Origin of the sequence: Mesorhizobium cantuariense (assembly GCF_042647205.1) — a bacterium.
Lineage (GTDB): Bacteria > Pseudomonadota > Alphaproteobacteria > Rhizobiales > Rhizobiaceae > Mesorhizobium > Mesorhizobium cantuariense.
This window is the reverse complement of record NZ_JBHRVD010000001.1, coordinates 7420428-7436968: the sequence shown is the minus strand read 5'-3', so window position 1 is coordinate 7436968 and position 16541 is coordinate 7420428. Positions and strand designations below refer to the sequence as shown.

At 64.6% G+C, this 16541-nt stretch carries 15 protein-coding genes; 3 read left to right on the top strand and 12 right to left on the bottom strand.

All coding sequences use genetic code 11. The features are described 5' to 3' along the window. Positions 1-3 precede the first annotated feature (3 nt). Genes ACFOJ9_RS36330 through ACFOJ9_RS36320 form a run of 3 tightly spaced genes read left to right on the top strand, consistent with a single transcriptional unit; the run spans position 4 to position 3672 of the window. Positions 4-270: a sarcosine oxidase subunit delta gene (locus ACFOJ9_RS36330; protein ID WP_378986606.1), complete on the top strand. Its 267-nt coding sequence runs from the start codon at positions 4-6 to the stop codon at positions 268-270. Continuing rightward, positions 267-3140 carry a sarcosine oxidase subunit alpha family protein gene (locus ACFOJ9_RS36325; protein WP_378986604.1) on the top strand — a complete coding sequence of 958 codons (2874 nt, stop codon included), beginning with the start codon at positions 267-269 and terminating at the stop codon, positions 3138-3140. Before ACFOJ9_RS36330 ends, ACFOJ9_RS36325 begins: the two co-directional genes overlap by 4 nt. Then, on the top strand, positions 3133-3672 hold the full coding sequence (locus tag ACFOJ9_RS36320; RefSeq protein WP_378986602.1) for a hypothetical protein: 540 nt from the start codon (positions 3133-3135) through the stop codon (positions 3670-3672). Before ACFOJ9_RS36325 ends, ACFOJ9_RS36320 begins: the two co-directional genes overlap by 8 nt. Before the next feature lie 21 nt (positions 3673-3693). Here ACFOJ9_RS36320 and ACFOJ9_RS36315 read toward each other — a convergent pair whose 3' ends face one another. The 12 genes from ACFOJ9_RS36315 to ACFOJ9_RS36260 all read right to left on the bottom strand — a co-directional run bounded on the left by ACFOJ9_RS36315 (position 3694) and on the right by ACFOJ9_RS36260 (position 16530). Further along, positions 3694-4179 carry a hypothetical protein gene (locus tag ACFOJ9_RS36315; RefSeq protein WP_378986600.1) on the bottom strand — a complete coding sequence of 162 codons (486 nt, stop codon included), beginning with the start codon at positions 4177-4179 and terminating at the stop codon, positions 3694-3696. Between the two features lie 72 nt (positions 4180-4251). Continuing rightward, entirely contained in the window at positions 4252-4812 is a 561-nt protein-coding gene (gene msuE / locus ACFOJ9_RS36310; protein ID WP_378986598.1) for an FMN reductase, read from the bottom strand. 70 nt (positions 4813-4882) lie between these two features. Further along, complete coding sequence (locus ACFOJ9_RS36305) at positions 4883-6130, bottom strand: SfnB family sulfur acquisition oxidoreductase (protein ID WP_378986596.1); 1248 nt, start codon at positions 6128-6130, stop codon at positions 4883-4885. Positions 6131-6154: 24 nt separating this feature from the next. Then, positions 6155-6961, bottom strand: coding sequence for an ABC transporter ATP-binding protein (locus ACFOJ9_RS36300; RefSeq protein WP_378986594.1), 807 nt, complete (start codon positions 6959-6961; stop codon positions 6155-6157). A 79-nt stretch (positions 6962-7040) separates the two neighbouring features. Continuing rightward, positions 7041-8378, bottom strand: a complete 1338-nt coding sequence (locus ACFOJ9_RS36295; RefSeq protein WP_378986592.1) for an ABC transporter substrate-binding protein — start codon at positions 8376-8378, stop codon at positions 7041-7043. Positions 8379-8459: 81 nt separating this feature from the next. Then, positions 8460-9500, bottom strand: a complete 1041-nt coding sequence (locus ACFOJ9_RS36290; RefSeq protein ID WP_378986590.1) for a branched-chain amino acid ABC transporter permease — start codon at positions 9498-9500, stop codon at positions 8460-8462. Between the two features lie 3 nt (positions 9501-9503). Beyond that, on the bottom strand, positions 9504-10403 hold the full coding sequence (locus tag ACFOJ9_RS36285) for a branched-chain amino acid ABC transporter permease (protein WP_378986588.1): 900 nt from the start codon (positions 10401-10403) through the stop codon (positions 9504-9506). Then, the gene (locus ACFOJ9_RS36280; protein ID WP_378986586.1) at positions 10400-11332 is read right to left on the bottom strand and encodes an ABC transporter ATP-binding protein; all 933 of its coding nucleotides are present in this window, start codon (positions 11330-11332) and stop codon (positions 10400-10402) included. The genes ACFOJ9_RS36285 and ACFOJ9_RS36280 overlap by 4 nt, the downstream gene beginning before the upstream one ends. Before the next feature lie 122 nt (positions 11333-11454). After that, positions 11455-12558 (bottom strand): dimethylsulfone monooxygenase SfnG, encoded by a 1104-nt coding sequence (gene sfnG / locus ACFOJ9_RS36275; RefSeq protein ID WP_378986584.1) that lies wholly within the window; start codon positions 12556-12558, stop codon positions 11455-11457. 164 nt (positions 12559-12722) lie between these two features. Then, positions 12723-14183, bottom strand: a complete 1461-nt coding sequence (locus tag ACFOJ9_RS36270; RefSeq protein WP_378986582.1) for an FAD/NAD(P)-binding protein — start codon at positions 14181-14183, stop codon at positions 12723-12725. Next, on the bottom strand, positions 14180-15352 hold the full coding sequence (gene ssuD, locus ACFOJ9_RS36265) for an FMNH2-dependent alkanesulfonate monooxygenase (RefSeq protein WP_378986580.1): 1173 nt from the start codon (positions 15350-15352) through the stop codon (positions 14180-14182). The genes ACFOJ9_RS36270 and ssuD overlap by 4 nt, the downstream gene beginning before the upstream one ends. A gap of 239 nt (positions 15353-15591) precedes the next feature. Continuing rightward, positions 15592-16530: a sugar ABC transporter substrate-binding protein gene (locus tag ACFOJ9_RS36260; RefSeq protein ID WP_378986578.1), complete on the bottom strand. Its 939-nt coding sequence runs from the start codon at positions 16528-16530 to the stop codon at positions 15592-15594. Positions 16531-16541: the final 11 nt, after the last annotated feature.

The window sequence follows — 16541 nt, the reverse complement described above, 5'->3', positions numbered from 1 at the left end:
ATCATGCAGCTCTTTCCTTGCCCATTCTGCGGCCCGCGTGACGAGACCGAATTCCACTATGGCGGCGATGCCGGCAACATCAGGCCGGATGGCGCCGATGTGCCGATCGATCGCTGGGCTGGTTACCTCTATCTGCGTACCAATCCGAAAGGCACTGCGCGCGAAATCTGGGTGCACATGAACTGCGGCGAGTTCTTCGTCTTGGAGCGGGACACCGTCACCCACAAGGTGCTGTCCTCGGCTGCTCTCGGCGGGGAGCACGCGGCGTGACCGCCTCGCGTCTTGCCACCGGCGGCAGCGCCATCGACCGCTCGCGCCCGATCCAGTTTAGCTTCGACGGCACCACCGTGCACGGCTTTGCCGGCGACACCATCGCATCGGCGCTGCTGGCTGCCGATGTCGCGGTCGTCGGCCGCAGCTTCAAGTATCATCGGCCGCGCGGTATCTGGGGCGCCGGCGTCGAGGAGCCCAACGCGCTGGTCGACATTGGCGGCCTGCGGGCGACGCCCAACACGCGCGCCACGACCGAGCCGGCGCGCGACGGGCTGGTGGCGAGAAGCGTCAACGCCACACCCAATGCGCTGGCCGACCGCAACGCCTTCCTCGACCGTTTTGCGCGCTTCATTCCGGCGGCGTTCTACTACAAGACCTTCATGTGGCCGGACTGGCACAGATTCGAGCCGCGCATCCGCGCCATGGCGGGGCTGGGCAAGGTAGCGGACTGGACCTCGCCGGGCACAGCGGACCAGATCAACCATCATTGCGACGTGCTGGTGGTGGGCGCGGGACCGGCCGGGCTGGCGGCGGCAAGACTGGCGTCGGGTGCGGGTCTGACCGTCACACTGGTGGACGACCAGCAGGTTCCCGGCGGATCGCTCGGCCATCGTGCCGGTGAGATCGATGGCAAGCCTGCGACCGCCTGGATCGAGGAGACGGTTGCAGAGCTTGCCGCTGCCGGTCAGCTGTTCCTGTCTTCGACCACCGCCTTCGGCATTTACGACCACAATCTGGTGGGGCTGAACCAGCGTCATTTCGACGGCCGGCCGGATACGCTGTGGCGGGCCAGGCCGCGCCAGATCGTGCTGGCAACCGGCGCCATCGAGCGGCCGCTGCCTTTCGCCAACAACGACCTGCCGGGCATCATGTCGGCGGATGCGGCGCTTGCCTATCTCAGGCGCCATGCGGTCCTGGTCGGCCGCCGCATTGTCGTCGCCACCAACAATGACAGCGCTTATGAGGTGGCCGGGGCGCTTGCCGAGGCTGGCGCCGAAGTCACGCTCGTCGACCTCAGGCGTGACGGCACGCCTGCCGCGCCGGCCAATGTCCGGCTGGTGAAAGGGCGTGCCCTTGCTTCCGCCAGCGGCAGGCTGCGCGTCGACGGTGTGACGCTCGACGACGGCACCAGATTCGATGCTGATTGCGTGCTGATCTCGGGCGGCTGGACGCCAACCATTCATCTCTTTGGCCAAGCCAAGGGCAAGCTCGCCTGGAGCGAGGCGCGCGCGACCTTCCTGCCGGGCGATCCGGTCGACGGCATCGCCGTGGCAGGTGCGGCAGCCGGTGCGGTCTCCTTGTCGGATGTGTTTGCTGGCGTGGGAAAGGCATTCGCCGGCCAGGGGAACGCGGCAACACCACGCAGCACCGGACCGGAGGCGACAGGCGGCATTCTCCCGGCATGGCCGATGCCGGGCTCGAAGGGGCGCATCTGGATCGACTACCAGAACGACGTGACGGTGAAGGACGTCGAACTGGCGGCACGCGAAAACTTCGTCTCGGTCGAACATCTGAAGCGCTACACCACGCTCGGCATGGCGACCGACCAGGGCAAGACATCCAACCTGCCCGGCCTGGCGCTGATGGCCGGGATCACCGGCCGCACGGTGCCGGAGGTTGGCACCACCACCTATCGGCCGCCGTTCACGCCGGTGCCTTTGGCAAGCTTTGCCGGCGCGCGCGTCGGCGAATTGATGGCGCCGGTGCGCCGGCTGCCGCTCGAAAATGTCCACCGTTCCAATGGCGCCGTCTTCCAGGAATATGGCGGCTGGCTGCGCCCGGCCCACTATGGCGGCGACGCGGACGCGGAGCATTCGATCGCGGACGAGGCGCGGCGCGCCCGCCAGTCGGTCGCGCTGTTCGACGGTTCGACGCTGGGCAAGATCGAGGTGATCGGACCGCAGGCGGCGGCGTTCGTCGATTTCCTCTACTACAACACCATGTCGACGCTGAAGCCGGGCCGCTGCCGCTATGGCTTCATGCTGTCGGAGAATGGCGTGGTCTTCGACGACGGCGTGCTGGTGCGTCTGGACGAACATCGCTTCGTCGTGTCGTGCTCGTCCTCGCATGTCGCTGCCGTGCATGCGCGGCTGGAGGAATGGCGCCAGGACCGTTTTGGTCGCGACGCCGTCTTTATCCACAACGCCACATCGGAAATGGCGACGCTGACCGTTTCGGGGCCGAACGCCCGAAAACTGCTGGAGAAACTGGATCTCGGCCTTTCGCTCGACGACACCGATCTGCCGCATATGGCGATCGGTCATGGAACCTATGCCGGCGACGAGGTCCGCATTGCCCGCGTCAGCTTCACAGGCGACCGGAGCTATGAAATCTCGATCCGCGCGGACCGCGCCGAACCGCTATGGACGCGTCTGCGCCAGGCCGGCCAGACGTTCGACGCCATCGTTATCGGCCTTGAGGCGCTGATGATCCTGCGCGCCGAAAAGGGCTTTATCGTCATCGGCAAGGACACTGACGGCACCACGCTGCCGCATGATCTCGGCGTCGATGGCCCGCGTGCCAAACGCCAGACCGAGTTCGTCGGCCGCCGCTCGTTGTTCACCGAGGAGGCGTCGCGCGGCGACCGCATGCAGCTCGTCGGGCTGGCGGTGCCGCAAGGCGAAGCGCCGCTGCCAACTGGTGCGCACGGTATCAGACGGATCGACGGCAGATTGCGCAGCCAGGGTTTTGTCACCTCGAGCTACCACAGCCCGACGCTTGGCCGCGCCGTGGCGCTTGGTCTGATCGAGCGCGGCGCGGCGCGTCATGGCGAGGCGATCGAAATCCAGCACCTCGGCAAGGTTCGGGCGGCGACGATTACGGCCCCTTGCGCCTTCGACCCGGCAGGGGACCGGCTGCATGCGTGATCTCGCGGAAAAATGGTCTGTTGCACCGGACTGGCAGAGCGCGGTCATCACCACGCCGGGCCTTGCGATACAAGCAGTCCTCACCCTCAACCAGCTGATGGTCAGCGGCGACCTCGACGCGTGGGCACGGGGTTCCGGCGTCGACGGAACCGGCGTGGGCGCTTTTGGCGCCGCGCAGGGCGACCGCTATGCGGTGCGGATGGCGCGCGACCGGCTGCTCGTCGTCTCGAACAGCCCCCTTGCCATCCCCACGGGCTGGCACGCAGAAGGGTTCGCGGTGACGGCGATCAGCGCCGGGCTGCAGGTGTTCGAGGTCGAGGGAAGGGCGCTCGACACGTTCATCGCGCGGGGAACGACGCTCGATCCCAGCCAAGCGAGTGCCAGTGCAGCACTTTCCTTCGCCGGCATCAGCGCCATCGCCTATCGTCATGAGGATAGACTGCGCATCCATGTCGACCGTGGTCTTGCAGCCTATTTCTGGACATGGATGGAGCAGGCCGCCGGTCACATCGCCGCCGGATCAGTCGACTAGCCAGCGACGGTACGATCCCGTTCAGAGCGTGAACGACCAGAACAGGCAGGCCAGCGTCGCTGCCGCGAAGACGGCGAAAAACAGGCTGCGCAGCAGGACGTTGCGGCGCAGTTCGTTCATGACGAAGTGGCAACCGACGATCGCCGCGGCAAACAGGAATCGCCAGTTCAGCAGTGCCCACACGGCACTGCCCTGGCCGAAAGCCCATCTGGCGACCAGACAGCCGACGATGGTCGCAAACAGCGCGATCACGGTCCAGAAGAGGGCGTCTGCGGCATGGGTCAGGACAATGCCGGCCGCCCTGATCGGCAGGATCATCATCAGCATCGCGCTGAAGAAATAGACAGCGGCAAGCGGAACGAACACTCCGGCATCGGCAATGCCGTCAAGGCGCCTGACGCCGATCGCGCCATAGGGATAGCCATGCCTGGCGACAGCCAGGCTCAGCGCCATCAGCAAGGCGGTCAGCACCGCGACGAGTGCGAAGGATGTGAGGGCTTTGCTCATGACGTTCCTGTCCCAGACGAATCAGACAGAAACGTTTTTAGCGGGCGGTCGTAAATTGCGCGACGATTTCGTTTATTCGGCCGCGATCCTGCCCGCCGAGCAATTGGCCAGCACAAAACCGACCTCGTCGACCGCCTGCGCCGCGCGCTTCAGGATGGCCTCGGAGCGCAGCACGCCGTCGGTGAAATCCTTATCGGTGGCGTAGACGGCGGTGGGCAGTGTGAAGGCTTCGAAGAAGCCGAACAGCGGCCGCAGCTGATGTTCGACGATCAAGGCATGGCGCTCGCCACCGCCGGTCGCCGTCAACACGATGGGCTTTCCCCGCAGCGCCGCCGGATCGATCAGGTCGAAGAAATGCTTGAACAGGCCGGTATAGCTGCCCTTGTAGGTCGGCGACCCGACGACAAGGACGTCGGCGGCGAGGATTTGTTCCAGGATCGCGCGCGCCTGGCCGTCGAGATCGCGGGCCCATTTCGCCGTGCCCAGCGACGGACCGAGATCCTCGATATCATAGGTAACAGCCGACAGGCCGTGGCTGGCGGCAATGTCCCTGGCGACCAGATCGACGAAGGCGCGCGTCTTTGAAGGCCGGGTGATGTTGCCGGAAAAGCCGACGACTGTTGGGTTTGACATGGCAGTGGGCCTCTTGGGAAATGATAGTCGAAGGTTTGACGTGGCGGGCCGCCCGCCCGCCGGTGGGAAATCAGCTCCAGGCGTGCAGCGGCGGATTTTCGCCGTTGAGGAAATATTTGCCGAGGATCGAATATTTCCAGCGCACCGGATCGTGCAGCGTGTGCGTGCGGGCGTTGCGCCAATGCCGGTCGAGATTGTGTTCGGCCAGCGTCGAGCGTGTGCCTGCCAGCTCGAACAGCTTGTTCGTGGCGGCGATGGCGATTTCGGTCGACAGGATTTTTGCCTCGGCGGTGACGATCTGAGCGTGCGCTACAGTCTCGGCGGTCGGCTCGATCACCGCTCGGTCGATTGCCAGGCCGGCCTTTTCGAGCAACGCCTGCGCCGCGTGCAGGCGCAGCGTCAGGTCGCCGATGGCCTGGATGGTGTAGGGATCGTCCCAGGCATTGTCGACGCCGCTGTCGATCCAGGCGCGGCTCTTGGTCCTGACGAAACTGACGGTCTCGTCGATCGCCGCCTGGGCGATGCCGGTGTCGACCGCCACCTGAATGATCTGGAAGATGGCGCCGTCGGCGGTCGGCTTGTCGTAACCCTTGTAGCCGGGCACCAGATGGGTCTTCGGCACCTTGACGTTGTCGATGATGACGGTGCCGGACAGCGTCGTGCGCTGGCCGAAGCTCGACCAATCGTCGATGACCGTCAGTCCGGGTGCGCCACGGTCGGCGATCGCATACCAGGCACGGCCTTGGTCATCGAGTGCCACGATCGGCACGAGATGAGCGAGCAGCGCGCCGGACGAATAGAATTTGCGGCCATTGACGACGACATGGTCGCCGGCATCGGTGAAGCGCGTTTCGAAATCCGCAGCGCGTTTCGAACCGAACTCGGAAAAGGCATTGCCGAACCGCGTGCCCTTCAGCGCTTCGGCAAACAGCAGTTTCTGCTGATCCGGGTCGGAAACGGTACGGATGGCGGCGACGACGCCGAGATGGTTTTGGGCAATCTGGCCGATCGAAGAATCCGCCGCCGAGATGATCTCGATCACCTTGGCGAGCGTGGCATAGGACAATTCAGGGCCACCGAATGCTCTGGGCACATTGATCGACCACAGGCCGCTTTGCGAAAACGCATCGAGTTCGGCAACCGGCCAGATCCGCTCGCGGTCGCGCCGGGAGGCGTCCTTGACGAATTCGGCGGCGAGCGCGCGGGCAATCGCAATCGCTTCGGCGTCATCCCTGATGATGTGCGCCGGTGCGGTTGGCCTCGCGACTGGCGGCACGGCGGCGGAAGCCTGGTCGGTCTTGACGGTCGAAACGGTCATTTCACTGCTCCTTCGGATTTCATTTCAGGCAACGGCATGGAGATGGGCTGGCTTGGCGGCGGGCGATGCCTGTTGCCCGGTGGTCGATTGACCGAGATAGAAGGCCCTGATGTCCTCGCGCTGGCGAAGCTCGGCAGCCGCGCCGGAGAGAACGGAGACGCCGTTTTCAAGCACCGTGGCGTGGTCGGCATATCTGAGGGCGACCGCCGAGTTCTGCTCGGCGACCAGGATCGACAGGCCGGTCTCGCGGTTGAGTTTTCTGAGCGTCTGGAAGATGTCCTGGACGATGAGCGGGGAAAGCCCCATCGACGGTTCGTCGAGGACCAGCAGACGCGGCCGCGACATCAGCGCCCGGCCGATGGCGGTCATCTGCTGTTCGCCGCCCGAAGTCAGCCCGGACAATGTCCGGCGCTTTTCCCCAAGGCGCGGGAAATAGCCATAGATCCGCTCGAGATCCGCATTGATTTCGGCGCGGCGGCCACTGCGGCCGATGCCGCCGGCGATCAGATTTTCCTCGACGGTGAGGCTCTTGAAGCAGTGGCGGCCTTCCAGCACCTGCACCAGTCCGGCACGCACGAGATCGGCCGGCTTGCGGCGCGAGACATCGCCGCCGTCATAGCGGACGGTGCCGGCGCTGACCTGGCCGCGCTCGGCCGGCAGCAGGTTGGAGACGGCCTTCAGCGTCGTGGTCTTGCCGGCGCCGTTGGCGCCAAGCAATGCCAGGATCTGGCCGCGCCGAAGCTCGAAGCTGACGCCGTGCAGCGCCGTGATGGCGTGGCTGTAGGTGGCATGGACCGTGTCCACGGCAAGAATGACGTCATCGTCCGACATAGGCTCTCATTCCGTGGCTCGATGAGCCGAAAGAGGCCGGGCGCTGCGAAACCGATCCGCTGCGCCCGGCATTGGCTCATCAGTTGGTGGTGACAGCGTTGGCATCGTCCGCGGTGCGCAGCTTGATGCCTTTCTCGGCGGCATAAGCCTCGGCGGACTTCTCGATGATCGGCCGCAGCAGCGCCCAGTCCGGCGCGATCCAGTCGGAGACGACGTTCCATTTCTTGCCGTCCCATTGCTGGAAGGTCACGTAGCCTTCGCCTTCGTGGTTGTCCCAGCTGACGTTGATGGAGTGGAACAGGTCCTTGGCGCCGAGTGCCTCGACCTTGGCCGGATCAAGCTTGAGATGCTCGAAGCCCCAGCGGACCTCGTCGCCGGTCAGGGTGCGGTGGCCGAACTTCTCCTGCCCGACGCGGATCGCCTCGACATTGAGGATGCCATTGACGATGCCGAGGTTGTGGTAGACCGAGCCGATACGTGACTTGTCTTCCAGATTGCCCTTGCCGGCACCGTAGACCGTCTTCACGATCTCCTGCACCACCGGGTAGGAGTTGCCGGAAGCCTGGGTGGTGATGGCGGTGTAGCCCTTGGCGGCGTCGCCGGCCGGGATCACGTCCTCTTCCGAATTCGACCAGACATTGCCGACGATATGGTCGACGGGATAGCCGACCTTGACTGCTGTCTTCAGCGCCACCGGGTTCATCACGCCCCAGCCGCGCAGGACGACGAAGTCCGGCTTGGCGCGGCGGATGGTCAGCCACTGCGACTGTTGCTCGTTGCCGGGATGCGGCACCTCGATCTGCTGCACGGTGAAGCCGTATTTCTGCGCCAGCAATTCATAGATCGGGATGGTTTCCTTGCCGTAGGGCGAGCCGTGATAGAGCACGACGATCTTCTTGCCCTTCAGCTTGTCGATGCCGCCTTCCTTGGAGGCGATGTAGTTCACGATGCCTGACGTCTCGCTGTAGGGATTGAGCAGCAGCGGGAAAACGTAAGGGAACACGCGTCCATCGGTGGAGTCGGTGCGGCCGTGGTTGACCGTGATCAGCGGCACCTTGTCGGCGGTGATGCGGTCGATCATGGCGTAGGCAATACCGACCGAGAGCGGGTTCCAGGCGGCTGCGCCAGCATGGCTCTTCTGCCGCTCGTAGCATTCGACGCCGCGCTCGACCTCGTATTGAGTCTCGCATTCGTCCCAGGTCAGCCTGACGCCGTTGACGCCGCCGTCGCGGATGTTGATGAGGTTGAGATAATCGATGAAGCCGCCGAAGAAGCCGGTGCCGCCGGCCGCATAAGGCCCGACGCGATAGCTCTGCAGCGGGAAATACTGTTCGTCGGCGTGGGCGGCCGGCAAGGCCACCGACACGATCATCGCCGCGGACAGCGCCGCCGCCTTGATTGTGCTGAGGAAGGTCATGGTCGAGGTACTCCCGGTATGGGCCGTCTTGGGTCCGGCCTCTGGTTCATTTTCAGTTCGGGGCGATTGCCCCGGATCAGCTCAAGTCGACTGCCAGGCGAACAGGAGCCGTCTTCGGAGCCTGTCCCACAGGGCCACCAGCCCGTCGGGTTCGAGGATCAGAAACAGGATGATGAGCGCGCCCAGCACGATGCGCTGGCTCATGTCGAGCACGCCCGAGTCGAAGAGATCGCCGAGCAGAAAGCCGCCGAGGCGAGACAGAGCGAGCGGAAAGACGACGATGAGGGCAGCGCCGAAGAAGGCGCCACGGATCGAAGCCAGGCCGCCGATGATGATGATGAACAGGATCTGGAATGATCGATCGAGATCGAAGCCGTCCGGCTCGACGGTCCGCAGATACGCGAAGGCCCAGATGACGCCGGCAACGCCGATGATGAAGGACGAGATGGCGAAGGCCAGCAGCTTGGTCTTCAGCACCGGGATGCCGATGATGCGGGCGGCGGTTTCATTGTCGCGTATGGCGATGAAGTTGCGCCCGGTCTGCGACGAGACCAGCCGGTAGGCAAGGAAGGTCAGGACGGTGACGGTGGTCAGCGCGAAGAGATAGCGGCCGATGGCGCCGTCGAGCGCGAAGCCTGAAATCGACAGTCTCGGCGCGTCGATGACGCCGGATGCCGAGTTGTTGGAGAACCAGCTGAATTTGGTCAGCGCCCATTGCACGAAAAACTGCGCGGCAAGCGTCGAGACCGCGAGATAGAAGCCCTTGAGCCGCAGGCTCGGCAGGCCGAAGACGATGCCGATAGCGGCCGCGACGATGCCGGCCAGGAAGATGCTGCCGATCAGCGGCAGGCCCTCGACGCGCAGGTTGAAATTGTAGGCGGCGAAGGCGCCCGCCGCCATGAAGGCGGCACTGCCCAGCGAAACCTGGCCGGCATAGCCGGTCAGGATGTTCAAGCCCACGCCGGCGAGGCTGAGCGCCAGGAACGGCAGCAGGATGGCTTCGAACAGATAGCTCGAGCCGATCAGCGGCACGACGCCATACGCGAAGGCGAGCAGCAGCACGGGCGCGACCCATTTCGGCAGCACCGGCACGGAGGAAAAATCGCTTGATATCGCGGCCATCGCTCAGATCCTCTCGACCAGCTTCTGGCCGAACAGGCCGGAAGGGCGGATCAGCAGGAAGACCAGCGCGACGACATAGGCGAACCAGCTCTCGATGCCGCCGCCGAAATAGTCGCCGATATAGACCTCGGCGAGCTTTTCGCTGGCGCCGATCAGCAACCCGCCAACGATGGCGCCGAGGATGGAGTCGAAGCCGCCGAGCACCAGCACCGGCAGCGCCTTCAGCACCACCAGGGACAGCGAGAACTGTACACCCAGGCGTGCACCCCAGAGCAGTCCCGCCACCAGCGCGACCAGGCCAGCAGCAGCCCAGACGGTGGCCCAGATCAAGGGCAGCCTGAGGCCGACCGCCAGCGCCGCGAACTGGTCGTCGGCGACGGCGCGAAAACTGAGGCCGATGCGCGTGTAGCGGAAGAACAGCGACAGCAGGAGAACCATGCCGGCGGCAACCACCGCGGCGAAGATGTCGAACTGACTGATCAGCACGCCGCCAACTTCGAGCGGCACGTCCTCGATGCCGAGGTCGAGGCCGTGGACCTGCGTGCCCCAGATCAGCTGCGCGGCGCCCTCGATGATGTAGGACAGGCCAAGCGTCGCCATGAACAGCGTGATCGGCGGCTTGTTGGTGAGCGGCCGCAGCACTGTGCGCTCGATGGCGACACCTATCGCCACCATGATGGCGAAGGTGATCACCAGCGCCAGCGCGAACGGAATACCGCGCTCGACAAGGCTGACGAAGGTGAGTGCCGCAAACAACAGCATCGCGCCTTGCGCGAAATTGAGCACGCCAGAGGTCTTGTAGATCAGCACGAAGCCGATCGCGACCAGCGAGTACATGACGCCGGACAGCAGGCCGCCGACGAGCACTTCGATGAAGAACTGGTAGTCGAAATCGGCGATCATATGCCTGCCCCGTCCTCATTGTCCGAGGCGACGCCGAGATAGGCATCGATGACGCGCTGGTCGTTCCTGACTTCATCGGGCGTGGCGTCGGCGATCTTGCGACCGTAGTCGAGAACCGCGATGCGGTCGGACAGGCCCATGACGACGCCGACATCATGCTCGATCAGCACGACGGTGGTGGCGAAGCGGTCGCGCGCGGCGCGGACGAAGGACGCCATCTCGCTCTTTTCGCTTGATGTCATGCCGGCCATCGGCTCGTCGAGCAAAAGCAGGCGCGGCTCAGCGACCAGTGCACGGGCGAGTTCGACCCGCTTCTGCAGCCCGTAAGGCAGCGTGCCGGCAAGGCGATCGCGAACGGCGGTGAGGTCGAGGAATTCAAGGATCTGTTCGGCACGACTCAGAGAGTCGCGCTGCTCGCCGCGCGACCGGCCGATACCGAGCACCTGGCCGGCAAAGTTGGAGCGGACCTTGTAAGCGAGACCGGAAGCGACATTGTCGAGGACACTGAGGCCCTTGAACAGTGCGAGGTTCTGGAATGTCCTGGCGACGCCGAGATGCGCCAGCCGCTGCGTCGGCACTTGGGCATAGACGGCGCCGTCGAGCTGGACATGGCCGCGATCCGGCCGATAGACGCCGCTGATGACGTTGATCAGCGAGCTTTTGCCGGCGCCGTTCGGGCCGATGATGGCCCGGATTTCGCCGGGGCGGACCGACAGGTCGATATCGGCCAGTGCCACGACGCCGCCAAACGACAGGCCGATGCCTTGAAGCGAAAGCAGCGGAGAAGCGACGCCGGCAACGGAGCCGATCGGCTCGCTATTGTCCTCGGGCTGCTGCTCCCGTCGACTTGGCGGCAGACCGCGCGCAAAGACCTCCGGTGCGTAGGCGGAAGCCTCCATCACTCCGAGCGTATAACTGGGCAGAGGCATTCCAATCGTCCTCGATGGCTGCAGCAGGCGCGCAAATCCTCATTGCCGCTCGATGGCTCGAGCGCGCCGGGTAGCTTTCATTCGTGCGCCGGCCGGAGCTGCCCGGCCAGCCTGTGGGGTGACTACTCCGCCGCCAGCGACGCTGCCGCCTCGGCGTTTTCCAACTCGCGGACGAGCGGAATGACATGCTTGCCGAAATACTCGACCTCTTCCTGGAAATGCAGGAAGCCGAGCAGGATGAGGTCGGCGCCGGCGCGCTTCAGGTCGACGATGCGCTCGGCGACCTGCCTTGGCGTGCCGATCAGGTTCGAGCGGAAGCCGTCATTGTACTGGACCAGATCGTCGAAGGACGATTTCGCCCAATTGCCTTCGCCCTCCGGCGAGGCCTTGCCGGCATTCTTCACCTCGTGACCAAAGGCATCGACCGCCTCGGGATTGGCCTTGGCGATGATTTCGGCGAGCACCGCCCTGGCCTCGTCTTCTGTCTCGCGGACGACCGCGAAGGCATTGACGCCGACCTTGACGGAATGGTTGTTGGCCTTCGCCTTGGCCCTGAGGTCGTCGACCTGCCTAGCGATCTCGGCCGGCGTGTTGCCGTTGGTGAAGTACCAGTCCGAGACGCGCGATGCCATGTCGCGCGCTGCACGCGACGAGCCGCCCTGGAAGATTTCGGGCAGCGGATGCGACGGTTTCGGCTTCAGCGAATATTCGTTGAAGCGGTAGAAATCGCCACGGAAAGTGAAGCTGTCCTGCGTCCATATTCCGCGCAATGCACGGATGAATTCCTCCGAGCGCCGGTAGCGCTCGTCATGGTCGAGCCAATGCTCGCCGATGGCATGGAACTCGCCACGGAACCAGCCGGAGACGAGGTTGATCGCGACACGGCCATTGGTCAAATAGCTGATGGTGGCTATCTGCTTGGCTGCAAGCGCCGGGTTCCACGGTCCGGGCAGGATCGCGGCGATGACCTTGAGCGTGGTGGTCGCGGCCAGCAGATCGTGGCTGAACGCCACCGATTCATGCTGTTCGTCAGCACCATAGCCGGCGGTGAAACGGATCTGGCTGAGCGCATAGTCGAAGCCGGACTTCTCGGCGATCTGCGCCAGCTTGCGGTTGTACTCGGCCGAATGGTTGGTGCGTTGCTCGATATTGGAGATCACCAGGCCGCCCGAAACATTCGGCACCCAGTAGGCGAATTTGATCGGGTCGGCTTGTGCGTATGCCATGAACTGTCTCCCATTCAGGCCGTGTCGTTGATCGCTCCGGCCGCGCCGGCTTCCCCAATATTTATTATGTTTATAGAATATATATACAAAGAAGGATTTTCCGTTTTTGCGGCCCTCTAGGGACGGAAATACCAATTTTATCAGGCTAACCCGACTTGCCGGTGTCAGCTCGCAACCGGACCGTGCGCGGCATTGGCGACAATGGCCTCGGCTGACGGCAGCGTTTCCAGCAGCTTGGCAATTTCGGCCGCGACCGTCTGGGCATGGCGGGCAACCTCGGGCAGGCCCATGAGTTCGCCGAAAGTCGCTCGCGCCAGCGGACCGGCGACGAAGAGTGTGGTGATTATTTTGCCATCCCGGCCGACGGCGCGGCTGTCGAAACTTGTCTCGATGCCCAGCCCATATTGATCGGCTCTGATCAGCCCGGCTTTCGCCAGAGAGCTCAGCGCTGGGTTCAGTTGTAGCGCCTGCCCATGGGCCGGACCGGTGGTGTTGATGACGGCATCGAAGCGCGCCGTCTCGATCCGCGTCTGCCCGCGCCGTTGAAAGCTGACCGCCAGGCTGCCATCCTCATCGTTCGATGCGACAAGCCTGGCGGCAATGGTGTCGAACGTGCCGGCTGCATGACGCCGGTCGAGCACGGCAGCGACCTGCGGTGCGATCCTGAAGCGATGCACGTCCCAGAACACGCGCAGCTGGCGGACCAGCCTTGCCCGCTCCGACGGAGCAAGTGCTGACCACAGCACAGGACCCTGCAGGCGCAACTGATCGAAGACCGACTGCCAATTGACATTGGCCGCACGTGCCGCCGCCAGCGTTGCGCGAATAGTCTTGAGCAGGCCAAGCGCTGATATGGCCGGAGCCGAGGCAAAGTCGCCAAAGGGCTCGCCCCTAAGATCCGGGTGGCCGCGCGAGCGCAGCCCGCGGCGCGACAGCGACAGGATGCGTCCGCGATGGCCGCGGCGGTCGAGTTCGGCGACCATGTCGGCCGAGGTCAGCCCGGAGCCGACGATCAACACCGACGCCTCCTGCCCGATCCCGGCAAGTGCTGTGGCGGCGTACGGATCGGCGATGAAACCCGGCGCTTCCAGCAGGTGGATCAGCGCGGCTGGAATAGCGGGCTGCGGGTGCGTCGCTGCCAGGACGATGATGTCGGCGGCGACCGGCCCATCGGAAGTATGTACGGTCCAGCCCGCGCCGTTAGCGTCACGTGTCACACGTGTGGCGGAACCTTCGACATGACGGATCGTGTCAGCATCGATATACGGCGCCAGATGCTCGGCGACGTAGCGGCCAAACACGCGCCGGCGCGGATAGGCGTCGCCATTCTTCCAGATGGCGTCGGTGTCGCGCTCGAGTTCTCCGCTGCCAGTCAACCAGCGCGCAAAGTGCTGCGGATCGTCGGGTACCATGCTCATTCTGACAGCCGGGACATTGACCCGGTGCGCCGGCTCCTCGCTGGAGTAGGCAAGGCCGCCGCCGAGCAACGGTCGCGGCTCGATCACGGAAATCGACAGGCGTTCCGGCCGATGCGTTTGCGCCAGGTGCCAGGCCAGCGCCGCGCCGGAAAAGCCGCCGCCGATTATGGCGACGTGCAGCCGGCGGCCCGGAGGGAGCGCGTTCACGAGGCGCTGGCGAGCGACTTCGGCCGATGGTCGCCGGCTATGGTCTCGCCGAACGGGCCGGTGTTGACGGACGAAGCGGCTGATTTGACCGGATGATCGGTCGGCAGTTTCGGCAGCACCAGCTCGCCGAAGCGATAGGCTTCCTCAAGATGCGGATAGCCGGACAGGATGAAGGTATCGATGCCGAGGCGCCGGTATTCGTCGATGCGCTCAGTGATCGTGTCGGGGTCACCGACAAGAGCGGTCCCGGCGCCGCCGCGCACCAGGCCGACACCGGCCCACAAATTGGGCGCGATCTCGAGCTTGGCGCGGTTGCCGCCGTGCAACGCGCTCATCCGCGCCTGGCCGACCGAATCCATGCGGGCAAAGACCTTTTGCGCCGAGGCGATCGTGGCATCGTCGAGCCGGCTGATCAGCCTGTCGGCGGCAGCCCAGGCTTCCTCGGTGGTTTCCCGTGCGATGACATGCAGGCGGATGCCGAAGGAGAGTTTGCGGCCGGCCTTCTGCGCCAGTTCGCGCACGCCATCCAGCTTGCGCTCGACATCGGCGGGCGGCTCGCCCCAGGTCAGATATTTGTCGATCTCCTGCGCCGCCACCACGGACCCGGCGTCGGACGAGCCGCCGAAATAGAGCGGCGGATAGGGCGTCTGCACCGGCGGAAACAGCAGCCTTCCATCCTCGATGCGGAAATGCTTGCCGTCGTGCGCGACCGTCTCGCCGCTTAACACCCGCTTGTAGATCTGCAGGAACTCCTGCGTCACCTCGTAGCGCTCGGCATGCGACAGGAAGATGCCGTCGCCCTTGTTCTCCAGCGGATCGCCGCCGGTGACCACATTGATCAGCAGGCGTCCGTTGGAGATGCGGTCGAGCGTCGCTGTCATGCGCGCGGCCAGCGTCGGCGACTGCAGGCCCGGCCGCACGGCGACGAGGAAGCGCAAGCGCTCGGTCAGCGGCACAAGTGCTGACGCGATCACCCAGGAATCCTCGCATGCCCGGCCGGTCGGCAGCAGCACGCCGTAGTAACCCAGCGTGTCGGCGGCCTTCGCCACTTGTGTCAGATAGGCTAGGTCGACTGACCTGCCGCCTTCCGTCGTGCCGAGATAACGGCTGTCGCCATGCGTCGGCAGAAACCAGAGCACCTTGATGCGGTCTGGAATGTCCTTGGTCATGGCCTGCCTCCCGTGTGCTGACGGGCGTGGCCGGCTGGCTTGGCTGAGGGCGGGTGCAAAACAGTGGGCATGGCGTGGTCCTGTCCGGGTGGAAACCAGATCGCCAGTGCAGATTGCTTATTCCACAAATTCTGTAGAGTTAGTTTATTCTAATTCCGCTGCCGCTATTAGAATTTCTCTCTTCAGCCAAGGCATCGGCGGTGAGGCCGACCCGAGTGCACCGGGCCGGCCTTGTTGCGTCAGAACGCCGGTTCGACCGCGTTGACGTTGTCCTTGGTGACGACGGTCAGCGGGATCGGCAGCCGGTCCTTGACCTGCTTGCCGTCCATGATCTCAGCCATCGTGTTGATCGCCAGGCGGCCGTCCTCGACGGGCGACTGGACGATGGTCGAATACATCTCATTGGTGCGGATCGATTCGAACGCGTCTTTCTGGCCGTTGATGCCGACGATCGGCGGTGCGGCCTTGGATGGGTTGGCCTCCTTCCAGGCGTCGATGAAGCCGCGGGCCATCGTATCGTCATTGGCGTAGACGCCGCTGATCTGGACGCCGAAGCGGGTGATCAGATCGCGGCTCACCACCAGCGCTTTCTGCTGGTCGAAGTCGGCGTTGACCGTGTCGAGCACCTTGATGTCGGCATTGGTTTCCTTGAGACGGTCGGTGAAGCCGCTGACGCGTCCGATCGTCGTGCCGTTGCCGGCCTGGCCGGCGATGATGACGACGGAGCCCTTGCCGCCGAGCGCCTTGCTCAGCGAGTCGGCCGCCAGCTTGCCTTCCTCGTAGACGTCCGGCCCGGTGAACGACTTGATGAACGGCTTGGCATCGTCGCTCATTGGCGAATTGATGAGGATCGCCGGAATGTTCGCCTGCTGCGCGCGCGCCAGACCCGGTATGTAGGCCTGCGGGTCGAGCGGCCACAGGATGATGCCGTCGACATGGCGCGCGACGCAGGTGTTAAGCTGTTCCGTGCCCTTCTGGACGTCGAAGTCCTGGCTGAGGCTCAGGATCTCGATGCCGAGTTCAGCGGCGCGCGCCTGAAGCGCCTTGTTGGCCGGCGTCGCGTAGGCATGCGAATCCGCTGCCGTCACGTAGCAAACCGTCTTGGCGCTGGCCCAGCCCGTCGATGCCAGCACAGCCGCCATGGCGGCGACGTGGAGCATGCTTTTCTTGCCAATCATGTGTTTCCTCC